The organism is Scleromatobacter humisilvae, from assembly GCF_023231945.1.
Taxonomy (GTDB): Bacteria; Pseudomonadota; Gammaproteobacteria; order Burkholderiales; family Burkholderiaceae_C; genus Scleromatobacter; species Scleromatobacter humisilvae.
The window spans coordinates 440,762-465,629 of record NZ_JAJLJH010000003.1 but is presented as its reverse complement, the minus strand read 5'-3'; the positions used below and the strand labels follow the sequence as shown (position 1 = coordinate 465,629).

Annotated in this window: 30 protein-coding genes; 16 read left to right on the top strand and 14 right to left on the bottom strand. The window is 70.0% G+C overall.

Going from position 1 to position 24,868, the window contains the following annotated elements; genetic code table 11:
* Positions 1–44 precede the first annotated feature (44 nt).
* The 4 genes from LPC04_RS15240 (at position 45) to LPC04_RS15225 (ending at position 1,888) form a co-directional block, all read left to right on the top strand.
* Positions 45–404 (top strand): FKBP-type peptidyl-prolyl cis-trans isomerase, encoded by a 360-nt coding sequence (locus LPC04_RS15240; protein ID WP_275683205.1) that lies wholly within the window; start codon positions 45–47, stop codon positions 402–404.
* A gap of 69 nt (positions 405–473) precedes the next feature.
* Positions 474–860 carry a VOC family protein gene (locus tag LPC04_RS15235; protein ID WP_275683104.1) on the top strand — a complete coding sequence of 129 codons (387 nt, stop codon included), beginning with the start codon at positions 474–476 and terminating at the stop codon, positions 858–860.
* A gap of 122 nt (positions 861–982) precedes the next feature.
* A complete protein-coding gene (locus LPC04_RS15230) occupies positions 983–1,342 on the top strand; it encodes a hypothetical protein (protein ID WP_275683103.1) in 360 nt (119 codons plus the stop codon).
* 75 nt (positions 1,343–1,417) lie between these two features.
* A complete protein-coding gene (locus LPC04_RS15225; protein ID WP_275683102.1) occupies positions 1,418–1,888 on the top strand; it encodes a hypothetical protein in 471 nt (156 codons plus the stop codon).
* Positions 1,889–2,177: 289 nt separating this feature from the next.
* Here LPC04_RS15225 and LPC04_RS15220 read toward each other — a convergent pair whose 3' ends face one another.
* Positions 2,178–4,205: a M13 family metallopeptidase gene (locus LPC04_RS15220; RefSeq protein WP_275683101.1), complete on the bottom strand. Its 2,028-nt coding sequence runs from the start codon at positions 4,203–4,205 to the stop codon at positions 2,178–2,180.
* 275 nt (positions 4,206–4,480) lie between these two features.
* Between LPC04_RS15220 and LPC04_RS15215 the strand changes: the two genes are divergently transcribed.
* The 4 genes from LPC04_RS15215 (at position 4,481) to LPC04_RS15200 (ending at position 9,372) form a co-directional block, all read left to right on the top strand.
* Entirely contained in the window at positions 4,481–6,247 is a 1,767-nt protein-coding gene (locus LPC04_RS15215; protein WP_275683100.1) for an alpha/beta hydrolase family protein, read from the top strand.
* Between the two features lie 11 nt (positions 6,248–6,258).
* Complete coding sequence (locus LPC04_RS15210; protein WP_275683099.1) at positions 6,259–6,963, top strand: OmpW/AlkL family protein; 705 nt, start codon at positions 6,259–6,261, stop codon at positions 6,961–6,963.
* 243 nt (positions 6,964–7,206) lie between these two features.
* The gene (locus LPC04_RS15205; protein ID WP_275683098.1) at positions 7,207–7,905 is read left to right on the top strand and encodes a DUF2087 domain-containing protein; all 699 of its coding nucleotides are present in this window, start codon (positions 7,207–7,209) and stop codon (positions 7,903–7,905) included.
* A 93-nt stretch (positions 7,906–7,998) separates the two neighbouring features.
* Positions 7,999–9,372, top strand: coding sequence for an MATE family efflux transporter (locus tag LPC04_RS15200; RefSeq protein WP_275683097.1), 1,374 nt, complete (start codon positions 7,999–8,001; stop codon positions 9,370–9,372).
* Positions 9,373–9,387: 15 nt separating this feature from the next.
* On the opposite strand, the gene LPC04_RS15195 is transcribed toward LPC04_RS15200, so the two are convergent.
* The gene (locus tag LPC04_RS15195; RefSeq protein ID WP_275683096.1) at positions 9,388–9,738 is read right to left on the bottom strand and encodes a hypothetical protein; all 351 of its coding nucleotides are present in this window, start codon (positions 9,736–9,738) and stop codon (positions 9,388–9,390) included.
* Between the two features lie 17 nt (positions 9,739–9,755).
* Positions 9,756–10,316, bottom strand: coding sequence for an oligoribonuclease (gene orn, locus LPC04_RS15190; RefSeq protein WP_275683095.1), 561 nt, complete (start codon positions 10,314–10,316; stop codon positions 9,756–9,758).
* 184 nt (positions 10,317–10,500) lie between these two features.
* Here orn and LPC04_RS15185 point away from each other — a divergent pair, with 184 nt between their 5' ends.
* From LPC04_RS15185 to LPC04_RS15175, 3 genes are all read left to right on the top strand, one after another.
* Positions 10,501–10,776, top strand: coding sequence for a hypothetical protein (locus LPC04_RS15185; protein ID WP_275683094.1), 276 nt, complete (start codon positions 10,501–10,503; stop codon positions 10,774–10,776).
* Between the two features lie 129 nt (positions 10,777–10,905).
* Positions 10,906–11,340 (top strand): hypothetical protein, encoded by a 435-nt coding sequence (locus LPC04_RS15180; RefSeq protein WP_275683093.1) that lies wholly within the window; start codon positions 10,906–10,908, stop codon positions 11,338–11,340.
* Between the two features lie 2 nt (positions 11,341–11,342).
* Entirely contained in the window at positions 11,343–11,765 is a 423-nt protein-coding gene (locus LPC04_RS15175) for a nuclear transport factor 2 family protein (RefSeq protein WP_275683092.1), read from the top strand.
* Here the strand turns inward: LPC04_RS15175 and LPC04_RS15170 are convergent.
* Both LPC04_RS15170 and LPC04_RS15165 read right to left on the bottom strand, forming a co-directional pair.
* Positions 11,747–12,106 carry a PRC-barrel domain-containing protein gene (locus LPC04_RS15170; protein WP_275683091.1) on the bottom strand — a complete coding sequence of 120 codons (360 nt, stop codon included), beginning with the start codon at positions 12,104–12,106 and terminating at the stop codon, positions 11,747–11,749. The two genes, LPC04_RS15175 and LPC04_RS15170, sit on opposite strands and share 19 nt — an antisense overlap.
* Before the next feature lie 111 nt (positions 12,107–12,217).
* Positions 12,218–13,453 carry a hypothetical protein gene (locus LPC04_RS15165; RefSeq protein WP_275683090.1) on the bottom strand — a complete coding sequence of 412 codons (1,236 nt, stop codon included), beginning with the start codon at positions 13,451–13,453 and terminating at the stop codon, positions 12,218–12,220.
* Between the two features lie 230 nt (positions 13,454–13,683).
* On the opposite strand from LPC04_RS15165, the gene LPC04_RS15160 reads away from it, so the two are divergent.
* From LPC04_RS15160 to LPC04_RS15150, 3 genes are all read left to right on the top strand, one after another.
* Positions 13,684–14,976, top strand: coding sequence for a M48 family metallopeptidase (locus LPC04_RS15160; protein ID WP_275683089.1), 1,293 nt, complete (start codon positions 13,684–13,686; stop codon positions 14,974–14,976).
* A 98-nt stretch (positions 14,977–15,074) separates the two neighbouring features.
* Positions 15,075–15,899 carry a ribosome small subunit-dependent GTPase A gene (rsgA, locus tag LPC04_RS15155; protein ID WP_420854730.1) on the top strand — a complete coding sequence of 275 codons (825 nt, stop codon included), beginning with the start codon at positions 15,075–15,077 and terminating at the stop codon, positions 15,897–15,899.
* Positions 15,900–15,916: 17 nt separating this feature from the next.
* On the top strand, positions 15,917–16,783 hold the full coding sequence (locus tag LPC04_RS15150; protein WP_275683087.1) for a hypothetical protein: 867 nt from the start codon (positions 15,917–15,919) through the stop codon (positions 16,781–16,783).
* A 10-nt stretch (positions 16,784–16,793) separates the two neighbouring features.
* Here the strand turns inward: LPC04_RS15150 and LPC04_RS15145 are convergent, their stop codons facing one another.
* From LPC04_RS15145 to rpsP, 9 genes are all read right to left on the bottom strand, one after another.
* Positions 16,794–17,375, bottom strand: coding sequence for a protein-S-isoprenylcysteine O-methyltransferase (locus tag LPC04_RS15145; protein ID WP_275683086.1), 582 nt, complete (start codon positions 17,373–17,375; stop codon positions 16,794–16,796).
* A 77-nt stretch (positions 17,376–17,452) separates the two neighbouring features.
* On the bottom strand, positions 17,453–18,445 hold the full coding sequence (locus LPC04_RS15140) for a CobD/CbiB family protein (RefSeq protein WP_275683085.1): 993 nt from the start codon (positions 18,443–18,445) through the stop codon (positions 17,453–17,455).
* 52 nt (positions 18,446–18,497) lie between these two features.
* A complete protein-coding gene (locus LPC04_RS15135) occupies positions 18,498–19,244 on the bottom strand; it encodes a CoA pyrophosphatase (protein ID WP_275683084.1) in 747 nt (248 codons plus the stop codon).
* A 107-nt stretch (positions 19,245–19,351) separates the two neighbouring features.
* The gene (locus LPC04_RS15130) at positions 19,352–19,900 is read right to left on the bottom strand and encodes a DUF4166 domain-containing protein (RefSeq protein ID WP_275683083.1); all 549 of its coding nucleotides are present in this window, start codon (positions 19,898–19,900) and stop codon (positions 19,352–19,354) included.
* A complete protein-coding gene (locus LPC04_RS15125) occupies positions 19,897–21,024 on the bottom strand; it encodes a saccharopine dehydrogenase NADP-binding domain-containing protein (protein WP_275683082.1) in 1,128 nt (375 codons plus the stop codon). The genes LPC04_RS15130 and LPC04_RS15125 overlap by 4 nt, the downstream gene beginning before the upstream one ends.
* Before the next feature lie 109 nt (positions 21,025–21,133).
* On the bottom strand, positions 21,134–21,487 hold the full coding sequence (gene rplS, locus LPC04_RS15120) for a 50S ribosomal protein L19 (RefSeq protein WP_275683081.1): 354 nt from the start codon (positions 21,485–21,487) through the stop codon (positions 21,134–21,136).
* Positions 21,488–21,619: 132 nt separating this feature from the next.
* The gene (gene trmD / locus LPC04_RS15115) at positions 21,620–22,393 is read right to left on the bottom strand and encodes a tRNA (guanosine(37)-N1)-methyltransferase TrmD (RefSeq protein ID WP_275683080.1); all 774 of its coding nucleotides are present in this window, start codon (positions 22,391–22,393) and stop codon (positions 21,620–21,622) included.
* A gap of 16 nt (positions 22,394–22,409) precedes the next feature.
* Entirely contained in the window at positions 22,410–23,105 is a 696-nt protein-coding gene (gene rimM / locus LPC04_RS15110) for a ribosome maturation factor RimM (RefSeq protein WP_275683079.1), read from the bottom strand.
* Positions 23,106–23,151: 46 nt separating this feature from the next.
* Positions 23,152–23,427, bottom strand: coding sequence for a 30S ribosomal protein S16 (gene rpsP, locus LPC04_RS15105; protein ID WP_275683078.1), 276 nt, complete (start codon positions 23,425–23,427; stop codon positions 23,152–23,154).
* A 252-nt stretch (positions 23,428–23,679) separates the two neighbouring features.
* On the opposite strand from rpsP, the gene LPC04_RS15100 reads away from it, so the two are divergent.
* Both LPC04_RS15100 and LPC04_RS15095 read left to right on the top strand, forming a co-directional pair.
* Positions 23,680–24,252, top strand: coding sequence for a GNAT family N-acetyltransferase (locus LPC04_RS15100; RefSeq protein ID WP_275683077.1), 573 nt, complete (start codon positions 23,680–23,682; stop codon positions 24,250–24,252).
* Positions 24,253–24,361: 109 nt separating this feature from the next.
* Complete coding sequence (locus LPC04_RS15095) at positions 24,362–24,850, top strand: hypothetical protein (RefSeq protein WP_275683076.1); 489 nt, start codon at positions 24,362–24,364, stop codon at positions 24,848–24,850.
* Positions 24,851–24,868 lie beyond the last annotated feature (18 nt).

Genomic DNA, 24,868 nt, shown 5'->3' with positions numbered 1-24,868 from the left:
CGGCGCCAACAGCGTCCTTTCACCTCAACCAGAGCGAGCACGACATGACCACCACCCCCTCCGGCCTGCAGTACGAAGACACCAAGATCGGCGACGGCCCCGTTGCCAAGTCCGGCCAGTCGGTCACCGTGCACTACACGGGCTGGCTGTCCGATCCCACCGCGCCCAACGGCCGCGGCAAGAAGTTCGATTCCAGCAAGGATCGCGGCCAACCCTTCGTGTTCGGCCTCGACCAGGGCATGGTCATCAAGGGCTGGGACGAAGGCGTGCAGGGCATGGCCGCCGGGGGCACGCGCGTGCTGACGATCCCGGCCGACCTCGGCTACGGCGCGCGCGGCGCGGGCGGCGTGATTCCGCCGAACGCGACGCTGGTGTTCGAGGTCGACCTGATCTCGTCGAAGTAATCGCCGATCGCGGCCGGACGGCGGACGTCCGGCCGACGACGCGAGCCACACACCCACCCGGAGAGTCACATGAAGCGAGTCACTGGCATCGGCGGCATCTTCTTCAAGGCGAAGGATCCCAAGGCGCTGCAGGCCTGGTACCGGGATCACCTCGGCGTCGACGTCAAGCCCTGGGGCGGCGCGGCCTTCGACTGGACGGACGCCGACGGCAAGCCCACCGGCGGGACGACGGCATGGTCCATCGCCTCCGAAAGCAGCGACCAGTTCGCGCCGAGCACGGCCCCGTTCATGGTGAACTACCGCGTCGCCGACCTCCACGGCCTCATCGCGGCGCTCAAGGCCGAAGGCTGCAACGTCGTCGACAAGACCGACGATTCCGAGTTCGGCAAGTTCGGCTGGGTCATCGATCCGGAGGGCAACAAGGTCGAATTGTGGGAGCCGCCTGCGGGGCAGTGAAGAGAAGGGTACGCGCGCACACGCCCTCTGAGCGCCTTGGACGACGGTCGCGCCTCCGCCAGGATCTGTCGATTTCCACCGGCCGTTTCGAGTTGCACGGCAATCGGAGGGAGCGCCAACGCATGAGTGAATTTCAGAAGATCACCAAACGGGATCGACCTGACGCACTGCGGGCGCCCGCCGCGCGACACGCTGAGCATCTTCAATGGGCCCTCAGGATCGCGGCCGTGCGTGCGCGTCGCAGCAAGCCACTTGTTCGCGAACTGCTGGCTACAGCGAGCATCGAAGGGCTTGCTGACGGGCTGGATGCAAAGGTTGCCGCGGTTGGCTTCAAGGTGCCGCACATCGGACAGACATGGCATCAGCTTCTTCCTTGGGAAGCACTGCAAGGCGAGCGTCCTGCCGCAACCGCTGCGATCATTGCTGGGCCTCTCCGCGAGAGCATCCGAAGATGCGCTGCCAATCGACCTTCGGCCGCCTGAGCGAGCCCGCTGGCGGCCAGAAGCGGTCTTCGCCGAAGCTCGGCTCATGATTGCGAAACTACTGAGTTCCCCCCCGTGAAAACCACGATCAACCCCGCCCTCGATGCGCTGATCTTGCTGATGTCGGGAGCTGGGATTGCGGTCAGCACAGCGTTGGCTGCGTGGGGCATCGCAGTTGCGCCCAACGCGCTCCAAGCGCCGGCATTGGGGTTCGGAGTCGCGACGTTGGTTGGCGTGCTGCCGGTTGGCGCACTCTTCGTACTGCGGCAGCAGGCCAAAGGAATTCTGGCGCCACCGGACTACAGCGGCTGTCCTGCCTGGCTGCGCCTGCTTTGCAATGTCTTGATGATTGCCGGGGTGGCCCTCTTCTTCCTCCCAGCCGTCCTGCAGTTCTGCGGCATCGGCCCGGCATTCAATGGGTCTGAACTACCGTCAACGCTACCCGGGGGATTTGGACTCGCCATCTACACGGGCATCTTCGGCCAAGCCTATTCGTCAGCGGCCCGGCGCGAGCGATCACAATCCGAAGTCCCGCCGGCAACGTAGGCGTCCACAATCGGCCAAGGCCGTGCGAGAACCCCGGAATCGCCGGATCGAAGCAGCGTTGGGCGAGGTGATCCACTGCGGCGAATCGATCTCCAGTATTCACGGCTTCTGCGCAGACGCGCCGGCTCGCAGAAGCGGGTTGCTCGGCCCTCAGACCCCCATCGAACTGACCGCCTTCATCGTTCCGGCCATGCCCAGGATGCGCATCACCCGCTTCAAGATATGAGCCGGCACGCGCAGGCTCATTTCGGTGGCGACGGCCATCCGCTGGGCGCTTGGCAACCGCCCGTCACCACACCCGCACGCGCTCCTGCGGCGACAAATACATGGCTTGGCCCGGCTGCACGTCGAAGGCGTCGTACCAGGCATCGATGTTGCGCACCGTGAACGCGCGGTACTTGGACGGCGAATGGCCGTCGCCGATGATCTGTTGGCGCAGCTTGGCGTCGCGCGTCTTGCGGCACCAGCCGCGTGCGAACGCGAGGAAAAACTCGCGGTCGGAGTCGGGCGTTGCCTTGTTGCCTTGCGACGCGCGATAGGCGTCGAACGACGCGCCGATGCCGGCGAGGTCGGCCAGGTTCTCGCTGAGCGTCTGCTGGCCGTTGATGGCGAGGTCGGGGAACGGGCGGTACGCCGAATACTGCGCGACGAGCGCGGCGGTCGCGGCCTTGAAGTGGGCGCTGTCCTCGGGCGTCCACCAGTTGCGCAGGCGGCCCTTGGAGTCGAACTGGGCGCCCTGGTCGTCGAAGCTGTGGCTGATCTCGTGGCCGATGACCGCGCCGATGGCGCCGTAGTTGGCGGCGTCCGGGGCCTGCGCGTCGAAGAACGGCGGCTGCAGCGTGGCGGCGGGGAAGTTGATCGCGTTCTGGATCGGCATGTTGACGGCATTGACCAGTTGCGGCGGCATCGACCACTCGCCACGATCCACCGGCTGGTGCAGCTTGGCGAGTTGCTGCGCAAGATGGAAGCGCTCGCCTCGCAGCACGTTGCCGAACGCGTCGCCGGGCACGACCTTCAAGCCGGCCCACGAGCGCCATCGGTCGGGATAGCCGACGCCCACGTAGAGCACCTGCAGCTTGGCCTTGGCCTCGGCGCGCGTGGCGGGCGCCATCCAGTCGAGCTTGTCGATGCGCTGGCGGAACGCGTCGACGATGTGGCCGACCATCTCGCGCACGCGCTGCTTGTTCTCGGGCGGGAAGTAGCGGTCGACGTAGAGATGGCCGACGGGCTCCTCCAGCGCGGCGCTGGTCGCGTCCAGCGCCCGCTTCCAGCGCACGGGCAACTGCGGCGTGCCCTGCAGCGCCGTGCCGTAGAACGCGAAGTGCTCGTCGACGAAGGCCTTGGGCAGTTCGTCGGAGAAATGGTTGGCCAGGTGGAAGGCGAGCCAGTCCTTCCAGGTCGCCAGGTCGACGCTGCCGACGAGCGCCGCCGCACCCGCGATGCCGCCGGGCTGCCACACGATGAAGCGCTGCTGGTCGCCCAGGCCCGCGGCCTTGAAGAACACGGGCCAGTCCATGCCCGGCGCCTTGGCCTTGAAGTCGCGCAGCGTCCAGACGTTGTCGGCCTTGAGCACGTCCTCCGAATCCTCGCGCGACACGTGGGCCGCGGCGAGCTTCATCTCGAGCGCCATCACGCGCGCGGCGCGCGCGGGCGCGTCGTCGAAGCCCGTGAGCTCGAGCGTCGCGGCCACGTGCGCCTGGTACTTCTCGCGCAGCGCGGCCATGTGCGGGCTGGCGTCCAGGTAGTACGCGCGGTCGGGCATGCCCAGGCCGCCTTGCAGCAGGTAGGGCCGGTAGTGCGCGGGGTCGTTCATGTCCGGCGTGATCCACAGGCCGAACAGGTTCTCGGTCTCGAACGTGGTGGCGTTGAGCGCATCGACGTCGGCGCGCAGCGTGCCGGCGATGGCGCGGGCCAGCGCGGCCTTGTCGCGGATCGCGGCGATGCGCGCGAGCGCGGGCCGCAGCGGCGCGGTGCCACGCGCCTCGATGCCGGCCTCGTCCATCCAGGCCTTGTAGAACGCGGCGACCTGGCGTGCGTCGGCACGGGCGTCGGCATCGCCGTCGACGGCTTCGATCAGCTTGACGATGCGCTGGTTGGTATCCTCGGCGACGATGGAGAACGGGCCCCACGACGACTTGTCGGCCGGGATCTCGTTGTGCGCGAGCCAGTCGCCGTTGACGTACTGGAAGAAGTCGTCGCCGGGCCGCGCGGGCGTGGGCGCGGCGTCGTCGGCGAAGACGGGCGTCGCGCCGCACACGGCCAGGCCGAGAGCGGCATTGAGCAAGGTGCGGCGCAGCGAAGAGGTCGAGATGGGCATGTCGATGAGTTCCTGGAGCAGGCACGCATCTTATGTCGTGCGCCGTCCGGTACCGCGCGCAAAACGGCCCGCTAACTGGCCGTTCGAGCGCGGGCGACATGCTCGACCATGTGCGATCCTATACATTGCTTTACTCGCGCCGGAGTCGGTTCCCAGGGAAACACCCCATCGAGTAAACGACTAGTCAAGACTATCGTTTTGTGCGATGGACGCCGGCATTCCGGCGCTGAAGAGCTGACGCCACCAAGGCGCAGAAGAACACCTCAGGAGACAACATGCGATCGAAGATTGCAATGGGCGCGGTGGCCATGGCCGCCGCCGTATTGACGGGCTGCGGCGGCGGCAGTTCCGGCGGCACGACCAACAACAGCACGGCTGCCGGCACCTTGATCGAGTCGCCGCCGTTGCGCATCGCCTCGCTCAACGCGGCCGACCTCACCGCGCAGCTGGCGGCCACCTCGCAGGGCCAGCAACTCGTCGCGCTGGCCGGCGCGCCGACCTGCGGCGTCGACTTCCACTACTTCCACTACCAGACCGTGGGCGGCAAGAACGAGCAGACCACCGCGTCGGGCGCGATCATGGCGCCCACCGGCGGCACCGGCTGCTCGGGCGCGCGGCCGATCCTGGTCTACACGCACGGCACCGCGGTCACCAAGACCTACAACATCGCCAACATCACCGATGCGACCAACGAAGGCTGGCAGGAAGGCGCGCTCATCGCCGCGTTCTTCGCCGCGCACGGCTACATCGTGGTCGCGTCGAACTATGCCGGCTACGACTCGTCGCCGCTGCCGTACCACCCGTACCTCAACGCCGACCAGCAGTCGCAGGACGTCATGAACGCGCTGACGGCCGCGCGCACCGCACTCACCAACGGCTTGCCGTCGGGCGACACCGACAACGGCAAGCTGTTCATCACCGGGTACTCGCAAGGCGGCCACGTCGCGATGGCCACGCATCGCGCGATGGAGGCCAAGGGCCTGACCGTCACGGCAGCGGCGCCGATGTCGGGCCCCTATGCGCTGGTCGCGTTCGGCGACGCGGCGATCGCGTACAGCTCGCCGGGCCTGGGCGGCACGATCTACTACCCCATGATCGCCAACAGCTACCAGCAGTCCTACGGCAACGTCTACAACGCGACGACCGACATCTTCAGCTCGACCTACGCGACCGGCATCGACACGCTGATCCCCGGCCAGTACACGTACACCACGCTGGTGAGCTCGGGCAAGCTGCCGCAGTTCGCGGTGTTCGACATCGCCACGCCCGGCACCGGCACCGAGCCGAGCAGCGGCAACGCGATGCTGGACGCGATCCTGGCGCAGCCGAGCGCGGCCAGCAACCCGATCGGCAACCTCGGCTTCGGCGATCCCTACCTGTTCACCAACGCGCTGCGCATCAAGTACGCGCAGGACGCGCTCGCCGACCCCGACGGCTTCTTCCCGTCGCCGACCACGCTGCTGCCGCCGGCCGCCACGCCGACGCTGGGCATCCGCGCCGACCTGGCGAAGAACGACCTGCGCGGCTGGACGCCGAAGGCGCCGGTCATGCTGTGCGGTGGCATGAACGACCCCGAGGTCTTCTACAAGATCAACACGCTCGCGATGAAGGCGCTGTGGACGCCTCTGATCGCCACCGGCCAGGTCAGCGTGGTCGACATCGACCCGTCGACCAATGGCGACCCGAGCAAGGCCGGCCAGCTGCCGACGCTGGTGGGCACGATCGCCGCCGGCGTCTTCGCGTCGGAGCCGACCGCGGGCGTGGCCAAGATCAGCGCCGACGTGCAGACGGCGGTGCTGACCAACGCCGCGTTCTCCGGCTACTTCAGCTCGCCGGGCGTGCCGAACTCGCCGCAGGGCGTGATGGCGCTCGAGGTCGCCAGCGTCGCCTCGCAGGCAACCGCGCTGTACCTCGGCCAGGGCGTCACCGACCCGACGACGCTCGCCACCGATGTCGGCAACGGCCTGGTCGCCAACTACCACTTCCCGTTGACGCAGACCGCGTGCGAGACCGCCGCGCAAGCCTACTTCGCCCACTTCTGACGAGGGCCAGCATGACGCAACGCACGATCACCCACGCCCTCCGCCTCGCGGCCTTCCTGCTCGCGGCCTGCGCCGCCGGCGCCCACGCCGAGGACTTCGGCCCCGCCAACGAAATACGCGTCGGCGCCTATTTCGTCCACAACAACACCAAGGCCGACGACCTGAGCGGCCCCTTCACGCCGGCCGGCATCAACATCCGCGTGGGCGACAGCACCACGCCCTACCTCGCCTACCTGCGCAACCTCGACACCCACTGGACGCTCGAGCTGGCCGGCGGCGTGCCGCCCACGGTGAAGACCTACGGCAAGGGCCCGGACAAGGTCGGCTCGGTGCCGTTCAACGGCCAGGAGGTCGCCACCGCCAAGTGGTTCTCGCCCACGCTGCTGATCGACTACAAGTTCATGGAGCCGACGAGCGCGCTGCGCCCCTACGTGGGCATCGGCGTGAACTACACGCGCTTCTACGACCTGCGCTCCACGCCGGCCGGCGACGGGGCGAATGGCGGGCCGACGCGGGTGTCCCTGAGGCGATCCATCGGCCCCGCGGGCACGATCGGCCTGTCGTACCAGCTCACGCGCGAGATCGACATCGTCGCCTCGTACTCGCTGGCGCGCGTCAACAGCCGCTACCGTTCCGACACGGCCGGCGACATCCGCACCACCTCGATCCGCTTCAACCCCCAGGCGGCGATCGTTGCGGTCGGCTATTCGTTCTGAACCTTCCGGCCGCGGACGCTGCTAGACTGGCGTCCTCGGTCGGCAGTTCACCCAGGCGTTGCCGCGCTGGCATCCCCAGCGTCGCTAAACCTGCCGCGTTCCGGTTCCTCGCGAACCGCCAGACGCTCCGTTTCGTTCAGGCCTGTCTCACCACCGCGTGAGCTCGATTCTGGCAAGGGCAACCCCCGGTGCCGCGTCCCTGCGCGGCGTCTCGAGCACACGCTGTCTTCGTGAGGCTTTGCCATGACCCGAACCGTCGTGCCCTATGCGGCACCCGACCTTTCCGCCCTCGCCCGCTCGCTCGAACGCGCGCTCGCCGACCACCAGATCACGCACGGCCGGCTGCCCGGCCATGTCGAGATGATGAACCTGCTCGCGCGCGGCGCGGGCAAGCGCAACCTGCAGGCGCTGCAGGCCGAGGCCGCACGCCTCCCGGCCGCCGAGGCGGCGCCGCCGCCGGTCTCGAGCGACTTCTGGTTCGATGCGCCCGAGCTGCTCGACCCGTCGACCACGCCCGACCCCGGACTCGCGACGCCGCGCCTGAGCGAGCGCGCCGCCAAGACGCTCAAGTGCTTCGACTTCAGCGGCCGGCTCGTGCGCTGGCCGCCCAAGCTGTCGCAGCAGCGGCTCGCGATGTGGGTGCTGTGGACGCGCTTCGACACCCGCCGCGTCTACACCGAGGCCGAGGTCAACCAGGTGCTCAAGGCCTGGCACACCTGGGGCGACCACGCGACGCTGCGGCGCGAGCTGATCAACCACCAGTTCATGACGCGCAAGAGCGACTGCAGCGAGTACCGCAAGATGCCGCAGTGGCCCGACGACGAGGCGCAGGGCCTGCTGCGCGCGCTGCGCAGGCGCCAGGCGCCGTACCGGCTGTCGAACCGGCCGCCGCGCGTGCTGCCGCCCGTCGCGCAGCCGCCGTCGCAGGCCGACGCGAATTGAGCGGCGCGTCCGCCGACGATCGAACAAGCGCGCGCGACGCCGCGGCGTGGCCGCGGCGTCGCGCCGAATTCGGCATCCAGGGAGAAACAAGAAATGCGTGACCTGACCCAGGGTTCCATCCGGGGCCACCTCATCGCCATGGCGATGCCCATCACGATCGGCATGCTGGTGCAGACGCTGTACCTGATGGTCGACCTCTACTTCGTCTCCAGCATCGGCAAGGAGGCTGTCGCCGGCGTCGCCGCGGCCGGCAACGTCACGATGCTGGTGATGGCGCTGACGCAGATGCTGGCCGTCGCCACCGTGTCGCTGGTGGCGCGCGCGCTGGGCGCCAAGGACAAGGCGGCCGCGAGCCGCGTCTTCGGCCAGGCCATGCTGCTGGGCATGGCCTGCGTCGTCGCGACGATCGCACTCGGCGTGGGCCTCGGGCCGAGCTACATGCGCGGCCTGGCCGCCGACGCCGGCGTCGCCAGCGCCGGCGTCACGTTCATCCTGTGGTCGCTGCCCGGCCTCGCGCTGCAGTTCGTGCTGGCGGTCGCGGGCTCGGTGCTGCGCGGTGCGGGCATCGCGAGGCCGGGCATGGTGGTGCAGCTCGCGACCGTGGGGATGAACATCGTCCTCGCGCCGATCCTGATCGCCGGCTGGGGCACGCATCACCCGCTGGGCGTGGCCGGCGCGGGGCTGGCCACCAGCCTGTCGGTGGCGGTCGGCGTGCTGCTGCTCGCGCGCTACTTGCGCCAGCTCGGCGACATCGTCGCCATGTCGGGCGGCCTGCCGCGGCCCGCCTTCGCGCTCCTCGGCCAGATGCTTCGCATCGGCCTGCCCGCCGGCGGCGAGTTCGTCATCATGGTGGTGCTGAACTCGATCAACTACGCGCTCATCCGCGACTTCGGCGCCGACGCCCAGGCCGGCTTCGGCATCGCCGCTCGCGTGATGCAGGCGCTGGTGATGCCGGCGATGGCGGTCTCGTTCGCGATCCCTGCCATCGCGGGCCAGAACTTCGGCGGACGCCGGCCGGATCGCGTCATGGACACGCTCAAGCAAGGCCTCGCGATCGAGCTGGTGCTGATGGCGTCGATCGTCGCCGTGTGCCAGCTTTGGGCGCCGGTGCCGGTCGCGTGGTTCACCGCCGACCCGCGCGCCGCGGAGGTCGCCGTCACCATCCTGCACGTCGTCTCGTGGAACTTCTTCGGCGCCGGCATCGTGTTCGCGTGCTCGGGCATGTTCCAGGCGATGGGCAACACGCTGCCCGCGCTGCTCAGCTCGTTCACGCGCCTGCTGACCTTCGTGCTGCCGGCGCTGTGGATCAGCCGCCGCGCCGGCTTCGCGTTGATCGACGTATGGCACCTGTCGGTCGCCAGCGTGTTCCTGCAGGCGATCGTGAGCCTGGTGTTGGTGCGGCGGCAGATGGGGACGCGGCTGGCGCCGATGCGGCTGCCGGCGAGCGAGGCTGCGACCGTCGGCTGAGCGCCTCCCGCGCGTTCAGTGCGGCGAACTGGCCGCGGGCGCGCCGCTCGGCGCGTAGTGGTAGTGCCGTTGGTTGTCGGTGGCGACGATGCACAGCCCGGCATCGTCCACGCCGGTGACCTGCACCGTCACCGTGATGTCGCCCGCCGCCGCGGTCTCGATGCGATAGCTGCACTGCGCGTCCGGCTGCCGGCAGACCGACTCCCGCTGCCACGCGTCCTTCAACGCGACGGCCTGGGCCCAGCTGCGCGGCCAGTCGCTGCCCGGCCCGCACTTCGGCCCGGAGGCCAGCAGCCACGTCGCCAGCGCCGCGACGGCGATGCCCGCGCCAATCGTCGCGGTGGACCAGCGCAGCCGAAGCGTCATGTCCGGCCTGCCGTCGATCAGACGTTGAGCAAGGTCGCCCGGTAGTGCACCAGTTCGTCGATCGACTCCTGGATGTCGGCCAGCGCCGTGTGCTTGCCGGCCTTCTTCAAACCCTCGAGCGCCGACGGCTTCCAGCGCTTGGCGAGTTCCTTGAGCGTGCTGACGTCGAGGTTGCGGTAGTGGAAGAACTCCTCCAGCCTGGGCATCGTGCGCGCCATGAAGCGGCGATCCTGGCAGATCGAGTTGCCGCACATCGGGCTCTTGCCCTTGGTCACGTACTGGCTCATCCATTCGATCAGCGCCGCCTCGGCCTGCGCCTCGTCGACCGTGGAGGCCTTCACGCGGTCGATCAGCCCGCTGCGGCCGTGCGTGCCCTTGTTCCAGGCGTCCATCGCGTCCAGCGTGGCGTCGCTCTGGTGGATCGCGAAGACCGGGCCCTCGACGCGAACCGTCAGGTGGGGGTCGGTGATGACGACGGCCACCTCGATGATGCGGTCGGTGTCGGGGAACAGGCCCGTCATCTCCATGTCGACCCAGATCAGGTTGTTGTCGGACTTCTTCAGCAGCGTGTCGGTCATCGGTGTTCCCGGCGGATGAGTTCAGGCGCCGTCGGCGCGGATGGTCCCATTCTCGCGCAGGCCGCGGATCCGGCCCGTCGGCTCTGGATTCGCTTCGTCACGGCGTTGCGTACGCCCGTCGCGTGGCGCTGGAGCGACGGCGTGGCGCGGCCTATCGTGCAGCCATCGCCTCAAGGAGACCGCCATGAACCCCGTCGCCAGCCCCCGCCATCCCTGGAAAGCCCTCGGCGCCGTGATCGCGGCCTTCGCGCTCGTGCACGGCGCGGGCGCCCACGTGTTCTCGCACGACCACGAGCACCACGCCAGCCGCGTCGTCATCCAGCACGGCTCCTCGTTCGACGTCGACGGCGACGACGACTGCCCGGACGTCGACGTCCACTTCGGCCCCAACTTCCCGTTCGACGACGACGGCTGGGACGCGCCTTCGAAGGCCGATCCCTTCGACCACGACTTCGACTGAGGCGACGGCCCGTCGCGCGCAGCGGCAGTTCATCGCAGCCATCCGGACGATCGTCGACAGGCCCTTGGGCCGATCCCCGCCGCTGCCTATCGTGGCCTCGCGTCCTCAACCTGCCCTCCAGGAGTCGCCATGAACCCGATCACCCCGTCCCCTCGCCCGTGGAGGTCCGTCGCGGCCGCCGCGGCCCTGCTCGCCGTCGCGCTCGGCGCCTCGGCGGCCGACATCTCGCGCGTCGACGTCGTCGGCCAGATGCCGCTGAGCGACGCCTGCCCGGCGGCGAGCGCCGAGCTGGCCGACGCGCTCGCCGGCGCCTGGGACGACGCCGCCAAGCCGTCCAGCGTGGCGGTGACCTTCAGGCTGCGCGGCCATGCGGTCTACGACGTCGCGCCGCAGTCGGACTCGGCGCGCACCCTGCACCAGATCCGCCGCGCCGTCCACGGCCTGCGCTGCGACGGCGGCAACGACGGCGCGCGCAGTGTCCGCTTCGTGGTGCGCTTCGTCGATGGCGAGGACGGCCGGCGCGTCGCGCTCCTCGGCGACGACGCTCTTGCGTCAGGACGTTGACCATGGCGTGGGACGCGGAGATCCGCGCCCGCGAGGAGGCGCTGCGTGTCGCGTTCCTGCACGCCGACATGCGCGCGCTCGACGAACTGATCGCCGACGACTACATCGTCAACTCGCCGCTGCACAAGGTGCTCGCCAAGCCGCTGCTGCTGCAATTGCTGGAGACCGGCCGGCTGTGCCACCTGTCGTTCGAGAGCCGCATCGAGACGATGCAGCGCCACGGCGACACGGTGGTGGTGATGGGCGGCGACCGCGTCGTCGACGGTCCGGACCGCGTCTGCTCGACGCGGCGCTTCACCAACCTGTGGCAGCTGACGGACGGCCGCTGGCGCGCGACCGCGCGTCACGCGCACGTGGTCACGCGCGAGGGCGGCGCGCCCGCGCTCGCGGACGCGCCGGCCGGGACTTACCAGCCCACGCCGTAGTAGTCGTAGACCGTGCGACCGTACTCGTCGTCGTAGTCCGGGCGGCGGCCTTCCTCGTAGCGGGGCGCGCCGTCCAGCGTTTCCTTGTCGATGGGCACGACGTAGCCGCCGCGCTCGGTGTTGTACTCGAGCAGGCTCCACGGCACCGGGTAGCGGTTCGTGCCCATGCCCAGGAAGCCGCCGAACTCGAGCGCGGCGTAGCGCACGCGGCCGGAGCGCTTGTCGATCACGAGGTAATCGATCGAGCCGAGCTTGTCGCCGGCATCGTTGTAGACCGTCGTGCCTTCGACGCGGTCGGACGAGATGACGTCATGGCTGAGGGTTTCGTTGAGCGTGTCCATCGTGGACTCCTTTGCACTTGAGAACGAGGGGATAGGCCTGCGCGAGGCAAGGGCCCGCCGTCGATCTCGTGGCAAATCGCGCGCCGTCCGCCCGGCGCGCGGGACGCCCGCTCAACCGGCGCCGCACGTGAACGGATAGGCCTTGTCGTAGGCCCGGCACTCCTCGGAGTTGTGGTTGGCCGCGCTGCTGCAGCAGCTGCGCTTCATGCACGCCGTCATGTTGGCGCGGTGCATCGTGGCCTTGCCCGCCAGGTCCCGCATGCAGCTTTCGGTGACGCGGCCCGCGGGCAGCACCGGCGTCAGCGCGTCGACGGCGGCGACGGCCACGGCGGTCGTCGTCGCCTTGCGATGCTCCGGGCGCGCCGGCTCGGCGCGTGGCGCGGGAGTCGACGTGTCGGCGGCCGCAATGGTCTCGTGCGCGCGCATCGGCGACAGCCAGCGATGCTCGATCTGCGGCTCGGGCAGGCTGGCGCCGGCGTAGACCGCGCGGACGACCATGTCGGTGCGCTGGCGCAGCGCGTCGTCGTTCTGGGCGTCGGACACGCGCACGTGGCCGGTCGCGGCGTCGACGTCCACCGACGACGCGATGCCCTCGCCGTCGAGCGCCTTGCGCAGCCGCGCAGGCAGGCCGGACGCGTCCGCGGGCGCGGCCGGCCCCGCCGCGGTCGGCGCCGCGGCCAGCTGGGCCTCGGGCGCCAGCGGTGGCAACGGGACGGCGCCGGAGGACGGCGCCGCCGTCGCCACGGCCGCCGAGGGCGAGGGCGTCGTCGCTGCCACGGGCTGCGGGGACGCCGCAGTCTGGCTGCTCGCGACATCGACGGGCGACGTGGCGGCGGGCGTGGCCGCGACCTGCGCGTCCCGGCCGCCCGGCAGCGTGCCCTTGTACCAGGCCGCGCCCGCGACGGCCACGGCCAGCACGCTCAGCATGGCCAGCGCCGCCCACGGGCCCTTGCGGGCGGCGCGCGTCGGCGGCTTCAGCGGCCGGTCGGCGGCGTGCGGCGGCGGGACGGCGCTCATCGTCGGCGTGTAGAGCGGCTCGGTCACGCGCGACGGCGCGGGCTTGGGCTTGATCACGCTCTCGCCCGACGCGGCGGCGGAGGGCGCGCCCGAGGCCGCTTCCGCACGCAGGCGATCGCGATCGGCCGTCACGCGCTCGAGCTCCTCGGCCATGCGCGCCCGCAGCGCGTGCGACTCGGCGGCCAGCGCCTCGGTGTTGCGCAGGCGGTCGCGCATCAGCGCGCGGGCCTCGCGTTCCTTCTCGAGTTGTTGTTCGAGCGAGTCGGGCGCGGCGGGTGGGGTCGCGGGCGCCTCGGGGGGCACGTTGCCGTCGATGTCCTGGTTGTTCACGGTAGCTACTCCATCACATGGTCGCCCCGCCCTCCGGGTCATGGTAGTCGGGCGGCGTGCTGTCGAGGATGTCCGGCATGCGTGCACCCGTAACAAGCTGTCAAGTTCGCGCCTCTTGTGTTCTGCGGGCGATGGACTCACCTGCAAACCGGGGTCCCGCGCCATTTCGGGGCGAAACGCCGGCGTGCGCGCCGCGTGGCCGCCACCCCGACCCCCTACACTCGAGGCTTATGAATCCCGTCGTCCTGTCCATCGCCTTCGCCGTCGCCATCCTGGCGTCGCTGCTCGTCAAGTTCTGGCTGGCCACGCGCCAGATGCGGCACGTCGCCGCGCACCGGGGCGCCGTGCCCGCGGCGTTCGCCGGCACCGTGCCGCTGGACGCGCACCAGAAGGCCGCCGACTACACGCTGGCCAAGCTGCGCTTCGGCATCGTCAACGACGCCTTCGGCAGCGCGGTGCTGATCGCCTGGACGCTGCTGGGCGGCCTCGGTGCGCTCAACGACGCGTTGCTGGGCTGGGTCGCGCCGCATTGGGGCGCCATGGCCTACCAGCTGCTGCTCGTCGGGGCGTTCGTCCTCATCGGCGCGCTGATCGAGTTGCCGTTCGATCTCTACAGCACGTTCCGCCTCGAACAGCGCTTCGGCTTCAACAAGACGACGGTGGCGCTGTTCTTCAGCGACCTGGTCAAGTCCCTGTTGCTGGGCGTCGCGATCGGCGGCCCGCTGCTCGCGCTGGTGCTGTGGATCATGCAGGCCGCCGGCGGTCTGTGGTGGCTGTGGGCCTGGGGCGCGCTGACGGCCTTCCAGCTGCTCGCGATGGTGGTCTACCCGACGCTGATCGCGCCGCTGTTCAACAAGTTCGAGCCGCTGGCGGACGACGCGCTCATCGCGCGCGTGCAGTCGCTGATGCAGCGCTGCGGCTTCCGCGCCAAGGGATTCTTCGTGATGGATGGCAGCCGCCGCTCGGCGCACGCCAACGCCTATTTCACCGGCTTCGGCGCCGGCAAGCGCGTGGTCTTCTTCGACACGCTGCTCAAGCGCCTCAACGGCGACGAGGTCGAGGCCGTGCTGGCACACGAGCTGGGCCACTTCGCGCATCGCCACATCGTCAAGCGCATGGTGCTGACGCTCGCGTTCAGCCTCGCCGGCTTCGCGCTGCTGGGCTGGCTGGCGTCGCAGTGGGGCTTTTATGCGGGCCTGGGGGTCACGCCCAACGCGGTGTTCTCCGACAACGCGCTCGCGCTGCTGCTGTTCATGATGGCGCTGCCGCCCTTCCTGTTCTTCGTCTCGCCCCTCTTCGCGAGCCTGTCGCGCCGCGACGAGTACGAGGCCGACGCCTACGCGCGCAGCAACGCGAACGCCACCGACCTCGTGCGCGCGCTGCTCAAGCTGTACGAGGACAACGCCGCCACGCTCACGCCCGATCCGGTCTACGTGCGCTTCTACTACTCGCACCCGCCCGCGTCGTCGCGCATCGCGGCGCTCGGGCTGTCCCACGTCAGTCTCGCCGGAGCGGCGGCTTGAGCGCCCGCGGCGCCCCGGCCTCGTCGCCGCACGCGCTGGCGCGCGTCGTGGGCGTGCACGGACGCCACTCCGTCATCGAGACGGCCGACGGCACGCGCATGCTGGCGCACGGCCGCGGCAAGAAGAGCGAGGTCATCGTCGGCGACCACGTGCGCTGGCAGGTCTCCGGCGACGAGGGCGTGATCGAGTCGTTCGAGCCGCGCACCAGCCTGCTCAAGCGCCAGGACGAATGGCGCAGCAAGAACTTCGCGGCCAACATCGACCTGCTGCTGATCATGGTGGCCACCGATCCGCCGTACAGCGAATCGCAGCTGGCGCGCGCGCTGATCGCCGCGGAGGACGGGCGCATCGCGGTCAAGATCGTCCTCAACAAGATCGACCTGCCCGAGGCCGCCGCAGCGCGCGAACGCCTGGCGCCGTATCGCCGAATGGGCTACGACGTGCTGGAGGTCGCGGTCAAGACCGATCCCGCCGGCACCAGGGCGGTGTTCGACCCGCTGCTCGAAGGCAAGACGACGCTGGTGCTGGGCCCCAGCGGCATGGGCAAGAGCACGCTGGTCAACCTGCTCGTACCGCACGCCGATGCGCAGGTGGGCGAGATCTCCAAGGCGCTGAAGTCCGGCAAGCACACGACCACCACCACCACCTGGTATTGGCTGGACGACGATCGCCGCAGCGCGCTGATCGACTCGCCCGGCTTCCAGGAGTTCGGCATCCACCACATCAAGTCGGCCGAGCTCGGCTCGCTGATGCTGGACTACGGCATGTACCTCGGCGACTGCAAGTTCGCCAACTGCACGCACCGCCACGAGCCGTCGTGCGGCGTGCGCGCGGCCATCGCCCGCGGCGACATCTCGCCATCGCGCGAGCGCATCTACGAAGAACTGATGGGCGAGTTGGAGCGGGCTGCGTCGCGGCATTGAGCCGGCGAGGTGAAGCGATGCCTCTGCTGCGATCGATGACCGCGCTCGCACGATGGCTCTCGGCGCCCTGCCTGTCGCTGGCCTGCGCGGCCGGCAACGCCGGCACGTCCGTCACCCCGCCACCGCCCAGGCTGCACTACACGATGGCGAGCCACACGTTCGCGGTCGCCGACGCCGGCCGCAGTCCGGACGAGCGAAGCATGGCGCGCGACGTCGAATGGACCTATCCGATCTTCACCGACACGCGCGATCCCGCGGTGCGCGCATTGAACGCCTGGCTGCGCCAGCAGTCGCTGGAGCTGCTGCTCGGCGACAAGGCCGGCGCGGTCCCGCCGTCGGACGCGCAGGTCGTCGCCCAGGCAGCCGCCGACCAGGACTTCATCGACGGCGGCATCGACCAGGCCGTCATCACGCCCGAGGGCGCGTTCGGTCGCTATCGAAGCTTCCGCTACAACAGCGAGATGATCGGCGGCACGCATCCGTCGCATGCGTTGTCGAGCCCGCTCTACAGCCTGGACCGGCGCGCCGAGATTTCCGTCGCCGACCTGTTCAAGCCTGACGACGAAGGCGTCCTGCCGGCGCTCTACGACGCCCAGGTGCATTCGCCCACGCAGTCGTGTCCCGATCAGGAGTTCAGCTGGCGCTGGACGAGCCTGGTGGCCGAGGACACCCTTGGCTTCGAATATCCGTTCGCACCGGGCCGCGGGCGTGAAGGCGTCGACTGTCTGGTCGTCGTGATCCAGAGTCCTGCGATCGCCCGCCTGCTGAAGTCGCCACGCAGTCTGCGGCCGCGATTCGAGCTGGTCGACGACACGGCGCGGCCGGCCGTGCACCACGCCGCGAAAGCAAGCGCGGCTGCGGCCAGCGCGGCCTCCGCGCCTTGACGCCAGCCGCTCAGGACAGCCTGGGCACGATCCCTCCGGTGCACCGCATGTAGTCGCGGTACTCGTCGCCGAACTCCCCGATCATCATCGCCTCCTCGTTGGGCACGCGCACGATCAGCATCACCGCGACGGCCACCAGCGCCGCCGGCCCGGCGATCCAGTTGGCCAGCAGGAGCGCCTGGCCCAGGCCCGAGACGAAGAACGACGTGTACATCGGATGCCGCACGAGGCGATAGACGCCCCGCGTGACGAGCGCGTGCTTCGCATCGATCTCCAGCGTCACCGACCAGTTGTCGCCGAGGTCGACGTGCGAACGCCAGAACAGGCACAGGCCGGCCGCCATCGCGACGACGCCCAACGGCACGCATGCAGACGGCTGCGCGCGATCGGCGAAATCCAGGGCTCGCGTCCAGACGAACAGCAGCGGCAGCACGATCTGGCCGATGCCCACCAGCGCGATCAGCAGGCGGTCGCGCAGGTCGCCCCTGTCGGTCTTCTGCTGGCGCCGCGCGCGGCGGATGAACACGCCGCGGATTGCGAGATAGGCGGCCGTGAAGGCCATGAAGACGAACGAGGAAATCGATGGCGTCATGCGCGCAGTATCGACGCCGACTCGACCGCGACGTTCCCCGCTTCGGGGGGCTTGACGCGCCGCGTCCGGCCAGCGGATCAGGACAGCAGGTTCGCGAGCTTGAGCAGCGCCACCAGCAGCATCCACAGCACCACCGAGCGCCAGACCAGGCCGACGACGATGCCCAGATGGGCCAGCTGAGGCGGCATGCCCTGCGTCGTGCTGCCGCCGGACTCGAACGTGGCCGTGCCGTCGCCGCTGCTGAACGTCTTCGACCGATCGGGCGTGATGCCCGGTGCCGTGCCGCCGCCCAGTTGCACGCCGACAGCACCGGCCGCGGCGGCCAGGATGATGCCCTCGTTGGCGTGCTTCCACAGGCCCGCGTCGCGCTTCCAGCCGTCGATCGCGTCCTGGAAGTTGCCCACCACCGCGAAGCCGAACGCGGTCAGGCGCGCGGGGATGTGGTCGATCAGGCTGAACAGGCGCTGCGACAGCGCCATCAGGTTCTCGTTGATCGGCATGTCCAGCGACTTGCTACGGAACGCCCAGTAGCGCGACGCGAACTCGGCCATCCGGTACAGCACCGCGCCGGCCGGTCCGAGACCCACCGCCGAGAACACGACGAAGCTGAAGAACACGCCGAACACGTGGCGGTGCGCGGCCAGCAGCGAGTGCTCGATCATGTGGCGCAGCAGCTCGGTGCGTGGCAGCTCGGAGGCGTCGAGGTGGCGCCACTCGGCCAGCAGCCGGCGCGCCTCGGGCTCGTCGCCGCTCTCGAGTGCGGTGCGGATGTCGGTGAAGTAGTGGCTGAACTGGCGAAAGCCCAGCGTGAGGTACAGGATCGCGATGTCGAAGACGAGCGCCGCGATCGTGTTGTAGTGCGCGATCGCGATGTAGACGAGCGCCGCCGCCAGTGCCGGCGCGATCACGGTGACGACCCACACGACCTTCGCGTGCTGCGGCTTGCCGGCGTCGAAGTTGCGGCCCGTCCAGCCGACCCATGACGCGAGCGAGTAGTGCACGACGTTGTTGCGCGGCAGCGGCTTGATCTGCTCGAGCAACAAGGCGAAGAGGACGGCGACGAAACTCATTGGGACGAATCATAGCCGCAGCGCGACGGCACGCGGCTCGCGCGACGGTCGATCAGCGCGCGAGGAATGCGTACAGGTTGCGCAGCATCGCGGCCGTGGCGCCCCAGACGAAGTACGGCTCGCCGCTGGCGTCGGCGCCCCACGGCATCGAGATGAACTGGCGCTTGAGTCCCTGGAACTCCGCCGCGTGGCGCCGGTGGTTGGACGGATCCATCAGGAACGCGAGCGGCACCTCGAACACCTCGGCCACCTCGAAGGCGTCGAGCGCCAGCGCGCGCGGCGGGTCGAGCAGCGCGACCACCGGCGTGACCTCGTAGGCCGTCACCGTCGTGTAGGTGGGCAGCACGCCGATGACCTCGATCTCGTCGGCCGCCAGACCCACCTCCTCGTGCGCCTCACGCAACGCCGTGGCGACGGCATCGGCGTCCTCCGGATCGGTGCGTCCGCCCGGGAAGCTCACCTGGCCCGCGTGGTCGTTCAGGTGGTCGGTGCGCTTGGTGAGCAGCACCGTCAGGCCCTCGGGCCGGCGCACCAGCGGCACCAGCACCGCGGCCTCGCGCATCGGGCGTTCGGCGAAGCGCTGGCCGTCTCCGGTGAACTCCGGCGTCCACGCGACCGCGTCGCTCCCGGGCGCGCGCAGCGTGGGCGCGAAACGCGCGCGCAACGCGTCGGGCGTCAGGCGCTCCGGCGGAACCGCCGGCAGGTGCGAATCGAGGCCGACGACCGGCGCGAGACGCGGCTCGCGGATGACGCCGCGCGGCGGGGCGGCGGGCGTGGACGGGGCGTCGGAAGAAGGCATTCGGTCAGCGTGGCGGTCGAGAGTCGATGGACGATTGTCCGGCCGCCTGCCCCGCGATGCACGCCGCATCGTCAATCACCCCCACGGGCCCTCTGGATCGACGGGCGTCACGCAGCTGTCTCATCCGGCACGACCAGATGGCCGCGATAGCCGACGACGCGCCCGATCCCCGGCACCGCGGCCTCGATGCGAAAGCACAGGCGATCGCCATCGCCCGTCTCGCCGGCCTCCAGGCGCGGCCGCAGCCATGCCGGGCAGGGTATGCCGAGGAAGCGCAGCGACCGCAGGCGCAGGCGCAAGCCGCCGTCGACCTCCTCCAGCGCGAACACGAGCCGCGCGGGGCCCATGCATTCGACCACTTGGCCATCGACGAGCCGCATGCGCGAGCGCATCGTGCGGAACGGGAAGTGCCGGGTCCAGGTCTCGACGTCGGGGGCGGCATCGAGCTCGAAGCGGATCGCCCCTGACGCGGCCTGGCGCGGACTGCCGAGACAACGCGCGAGCAGGCGGCCGATCGGCGAGTCCGGCGGATCGGTCTCGACGGCGCCGTGGAGCTCGTGATGCCCGGACAGGCGATGGAAGCGGCCAAGCGCTGGCGCCAGCGCCTCGAAGCGCGCGCCCAGCGCGGCTTCGAACAGCGACGGTCGCCGGCTCACGCGACCTTCCACGAGATGTGCCGGCCATCGGTCTCGCGTGCGAAGTCGTCCAGCGTCAGCTCGCCGACGCAGGGCCGCGCGCCGATCGCCGGCGGCTGGCCGGCCGCGAGCTTGCGCACCAGCGCGGCGGCGGCCAGCGTCGGCACGAACGGGCCGTCGCCGTCGGTGGCCAGCAGCGTCCAGGTGCGGCGCGCGCGCCGGCCCTGGTCGTCGAGCCCGCGCACCGACACGTGCATCGCGCCCGCGTCCGACCCCAGCGTGGCGAAGCGGTCCGACCAGCGCTTGAGCCACGGCGCGTGCACCGTCCAGTCGCGCACCAGGCCCAGCCGTCCGGCCAGCGCCATCGCGTTCATGCCGAAGTGCAGCGCGAACAGCTCGAGACCGGCACCGAAGCGCACGCGCGGCCGGCCGGGATGGCGCGCCGGCAGCAAGTCCAGGTCGGGCACATCGCACGGTGACAGCGGACGCCAGCCGACCGGTGCGGGATATCGATGCAGGCGCAGGCGCAGCCAGCCGGTGAGCGTGCGGCCGTCGTCGTGGCGGATGGGACGTCCGCAGTAGCTGAGCCCGGCCCGGATCGTCGACAGCCCGCGCTCGGTGCGGTTGCCCGGGCTGATGCCGATGTCGATCTCGTCGACGCGTTGCCAGCCGCGCGTCATGTCGTCGACGGCCGCGCCGGACAGCGCCGGCACCGAGCTCGCGCCACTGAGCACGCAGACGCCGGCCGCCGTGGCCGCGACGTCGACCGCGGCGACGCCGGCGACGAAGTCGCGGCCGTCGGCGAGATCGATGCAGTGCACGCCGGCCGCGGTGCAGGCCAGCGCGACGCGGTAGTCCTGGCCCTGGAACGGGCCGCTCGCGTTGACGACGGCGCGCACGCGCAGGCCGTCGAGCCAGCCGGGGAGTTCGTCGGACATCGCGTCGAGCTCGATGGCGCCCAGCGTCGCCTGCGCCTGCGACCGCAGCTCGGTCAGGAGCGCGGAAGCCTGCTGCGCCGACCGGCCGGCGACGATGACGTGCAGTCCGGCCTGCCGCGAGAGGCGTTCGACGAGGCGGCGGCCGAAGAAGCCGTAGCCGCCGATGACGAGGACGCGATAGGGTTCGGAGGTCGAGGGGCTGCTCATCGGGGAGCGAGTGTCCCCTGCCCTGCGCCGCAATCTCCGGCCGGAAACGAAAAAGCCCGGCAGAGCCGGGCTTTGTTGGCATTCCGGACGCCCGTCGGGCGTCTCGAAATCAGGCCAGCTTTTCCTTGATCCGAGCCGACTTGCCCGAGCGATCGCGCAGGTAGTAAAGCTTGGCACGGCGCACGTCGCCACGGCGCTTGACTTCGATCGACGCGATCAGCGGGCTGTAAAGCTGGAACGTGCGTTCCACGCCTTCGCCGCTGGAGATCTTGCGAACGATGAAGTTGGAGTTCAGGCCGCGATTGCGACGGGCGATCACGACGCCTTCGTACGCCTGGACGCGCTTGCGCGTGCCTTCGACGACGTTCACGTTCACGATCACCGTGTCGCCGGGGGCGAACGACGGGATGGTCTTGCCGAGACGGGAAATCTCTTCCTGCTCGAGGGTAGCGATCAGATCCATTTGGATTACCTAGTCAAACCCGTTCTTGGCGGCGCACTATTGCTTGGAATGCGGCACTGGAGTCCATCCAGGCGAGGAGAGCGAGGCTCTCGACAGCCACTTCTGCCCGGCAGAGGAACGGTGAGCCTGCGATTATAGCGTGCCGGAATCCAGGCTGGCCAGGAATTTCTCGTCCGCCTTCGTCAGCCGCCCCGCTGCCCGCGCTGCGGCGATCAGGTCGGGACGGCGCCGGGCCGTCAGCGCCAGCGACTGCTCGCGGCGCCAGCGCGCGATGTCCCTGTGATGGCCGGACAGCAGCACCGGCGGCACCGGCAGCTCGCCCTCGGGCGTCGCCAGCAGCTCGGGCCGGCTGTAGTGCGGGCAGTCCAGCAGGCCCTGCTCGAAGCTGTCCTGCAGGTGGGACTGCTCGTCGCCCAGCACGCCAGGCATCAGGCGGGCGATGGCGTCCAGCAATGTCAGCGCGGGCAGTTCGCCGCCGGACAGCACGAAGTCGCCCAGGCTCAGCTCGACGTCGACGTGGCGGTCGATGACGCGCTGGTCGATGCCCTCGTAGCGGCCGCACAGCAGCGTCGCGCCGGGGCCGCCGGCCCACTCGCGTACCAGCGCCTGGTCGATGCGGCGGCCGGTGGGCGTGAACAGCACGACCGGCCCCGCGAGCGCACCCGCGTCCGCGCGCGCGCTCGCGACCGCGCCCAGCGCGCGCTCGAGCGGCTCGGCCAGCATCACCATGCCGGGGCCGCCGCCGAACGGGCGGTCGTCGACGCGCCGATACGTGCCTTCCGCGTGGTCGCGCAGGTTCCACAGCTTCACGTCGACCTGGCCGGACTCGTACGCGCGGCGCGTGATGCCCTGCGTCAGGAACGGCGCGAACAGGTCGGGGAACAGCGTGACGACGTCGAAGCGCATGCGGGCGCTCCGGGCGTCAGTAGTCCAGGCCCCAGTCGACGACGATGCGGCGACCGGCGATGTCGACGGAATCGACGTAGGCTTCGACGAACGGGATCAGGCGCTCGTCGGCCGCGGGCTCGGCGGGCGCCTCGGCCTGCGGCTCGGACGAGCCTGGAACGTTCGCGGGCTTGACCCGCAGCACGCAGTGCGGGCCGGTGTCGATCAGGCCGATGACGTCGCCGAGCGCCGCGTTGTCGCGGTTGAAGACCGACAGGCCGATCAGGTCGATCCAGTAGAACTCGTCGTCGTCGGTCGTGGGGAAGGTGGCGCGCGAGACGAACACGCGCACGCCCTTCATCGCCTCGGCGGCGTCGCGGTCGGCGATCTCGGGGGCGGTCGCGACGATGGCGTCGCCCTGGTCGCGCACGCCCTTGACGTGCAGCGCGAACGGCAGCGGCGCGGCCAGCGCGGCCTTCTGCGCCGGCGTCTTGTGGGCGGGGGTGACCGCGACGGCGGTCTTGCCGGGCCTGGCAACGGCGGCAGCCGAGGGCTTCTTGAGGCTCTCGGCCGGCTTCAGGAACCAGACCTTGGCGGAAAACAGCGCCTGAGGGTCAGACGCGAAGGGCAGCACCTTGATGCCGCCCTTGATTCCCCAGGCACCGAGGATGCGACCGATTTCGATCGCGTCTTCGGGCCAGGAGAGGTCTTCTTGCTGCTCGTGGGCGCTCATCGCGAGACGGCGCGGTCAGCCGCGCAGCAAAGAAGACGTGCCGACATCAGGCAGCGGCGGGAGCCGGGGTGCCGACGGCCTTCTTGGCGGCCTGGTCGAGCAGGCGCTGGACGGTGGGCGAGGCTTGCGCGCCGACGCTCTTCCAGTACGTGACGCGATCGAACACGACGCGCAGCGGCTCTTCCTGGCCCGAGGCCATCGGGTTGTAGAAGCCGACGCGCTCCAGGTAGCGACCGTCGCGGCGTTCGCGCGAGTCGGCGACCACGATGTTGTAGAACGGGCGCTTCTTGGCGCCGCCACGGGCAAGTCGAATGACGACCATGATGAATTCCTAAGTGTTTGGTGTGTTTTGCCGCGCCAGGGAGACACGCAAGGGCAGGCCAAACGTTTTTGCCTTTGCCGGCCGGGAAGCCGACAGCAGCGCTACATTCGACGCCGTTAGATACGCTGGTGAACTGCTTCCCCGCTTGACGGGGAGCGGAGCCGGGACGTCAATCCCAGCGGAGGGTTAGTCCGCAAGCTCCAGGCAAGGCACCAGCCAACGCCGAAAACCGAGCATTATAAACTGATCGCCATGCACATTGACAACTCCGCCGTTTCGACGTCGCCGCTGATCCTGCGCGACAGCACGTCCGCCGACGTTCCCGCCTGCGGCGAGATCTACCGCGAGGCCGTGCGCAACGGCACCGGCACCTTCGAGCTGGACGAGCCCGACGACACCGAGATGGGCAAGCGCCGCGACGCCATCCTCGCGCAGGGCCTGCCCTGGCTGGTGGCCGAGCGCGGCGGCCAGGTGCTGGGCTACGCCTACGCCAACCAGTTCCGCCCGCGCCGCGCCTACCGCTTCTGCGTCGAGGATTCGATCTACCTGGCGCCCGCGGCGCGCGGCCAGGGTGCCGGCAAGCTGCTGCTCGTCGAGTTGATCGCGCGCTGCGAGCGCCTGGGCATCCGCCAGATGCTGGCCGTGATCGGCGATGCCGAGAACGCGGGCTCGATCTCGGTGCACAAGTCCTGCGGCTTCGAGCACACCGGCACCTTCGCCGCGGCGGGCTGGAAGTTCGAGCACTGGCTGGATGTCGTGATGATGCAGCGCCGGCTGGGCACGGGCGCCGACACGACGCCGGTCGAGCGCGAGGACATGCAGTGACGGGGCCGCGCCCGTGCCCAGCGTCGATGCGAGGCCGCCGCGCTCGGCCGCTCCGCAGCAGGGCCGAGGCCCCCTCGGCAGGCTGCGAGCGCAGCGAGCGGGGACTGTCATGACGCTTCGCGATCCCGACGAGGTGCCGTCGAAGACCCTCGCGACCTGGATCGCCGTCATCGGCGGCAGCGTCGGCCTGCACCACTTCTACCTGCACGGCCTGCGCAGCCGCCTCGGCTGGCTCTATCCGATCCCGACGCTGGTGGGCCTCGTCGGCGTCTTTCGCATGCGCGACCTGGGCATCGACGACCGGCTGTCCTGGGCGCTGATCCCGTGGCTGGGGCTCACGATCTCGATCGGCATGCTGTGCGCCATCGTCATCGGGCTGACCACCGACGCCAAGTGGGCGCGACTGTACGCCGGCGAGCCGGGCCAGCCCGTCGTGCAGGCCACGCGCGAGGAGGACGACGAATCCCCGCCGCCGGGCATGGTGCGCACCGGCTGGGCGCCGGTGCTGGGCGTGATCCTGGCGTTGATGATCGGCGGCGGCGTGCTCATGGGCACCATCGCGTTCACGGTGGAAAAGGCCTTCGACGTTCAGCGCTGAGGCGCGTGCCGCCCGTTC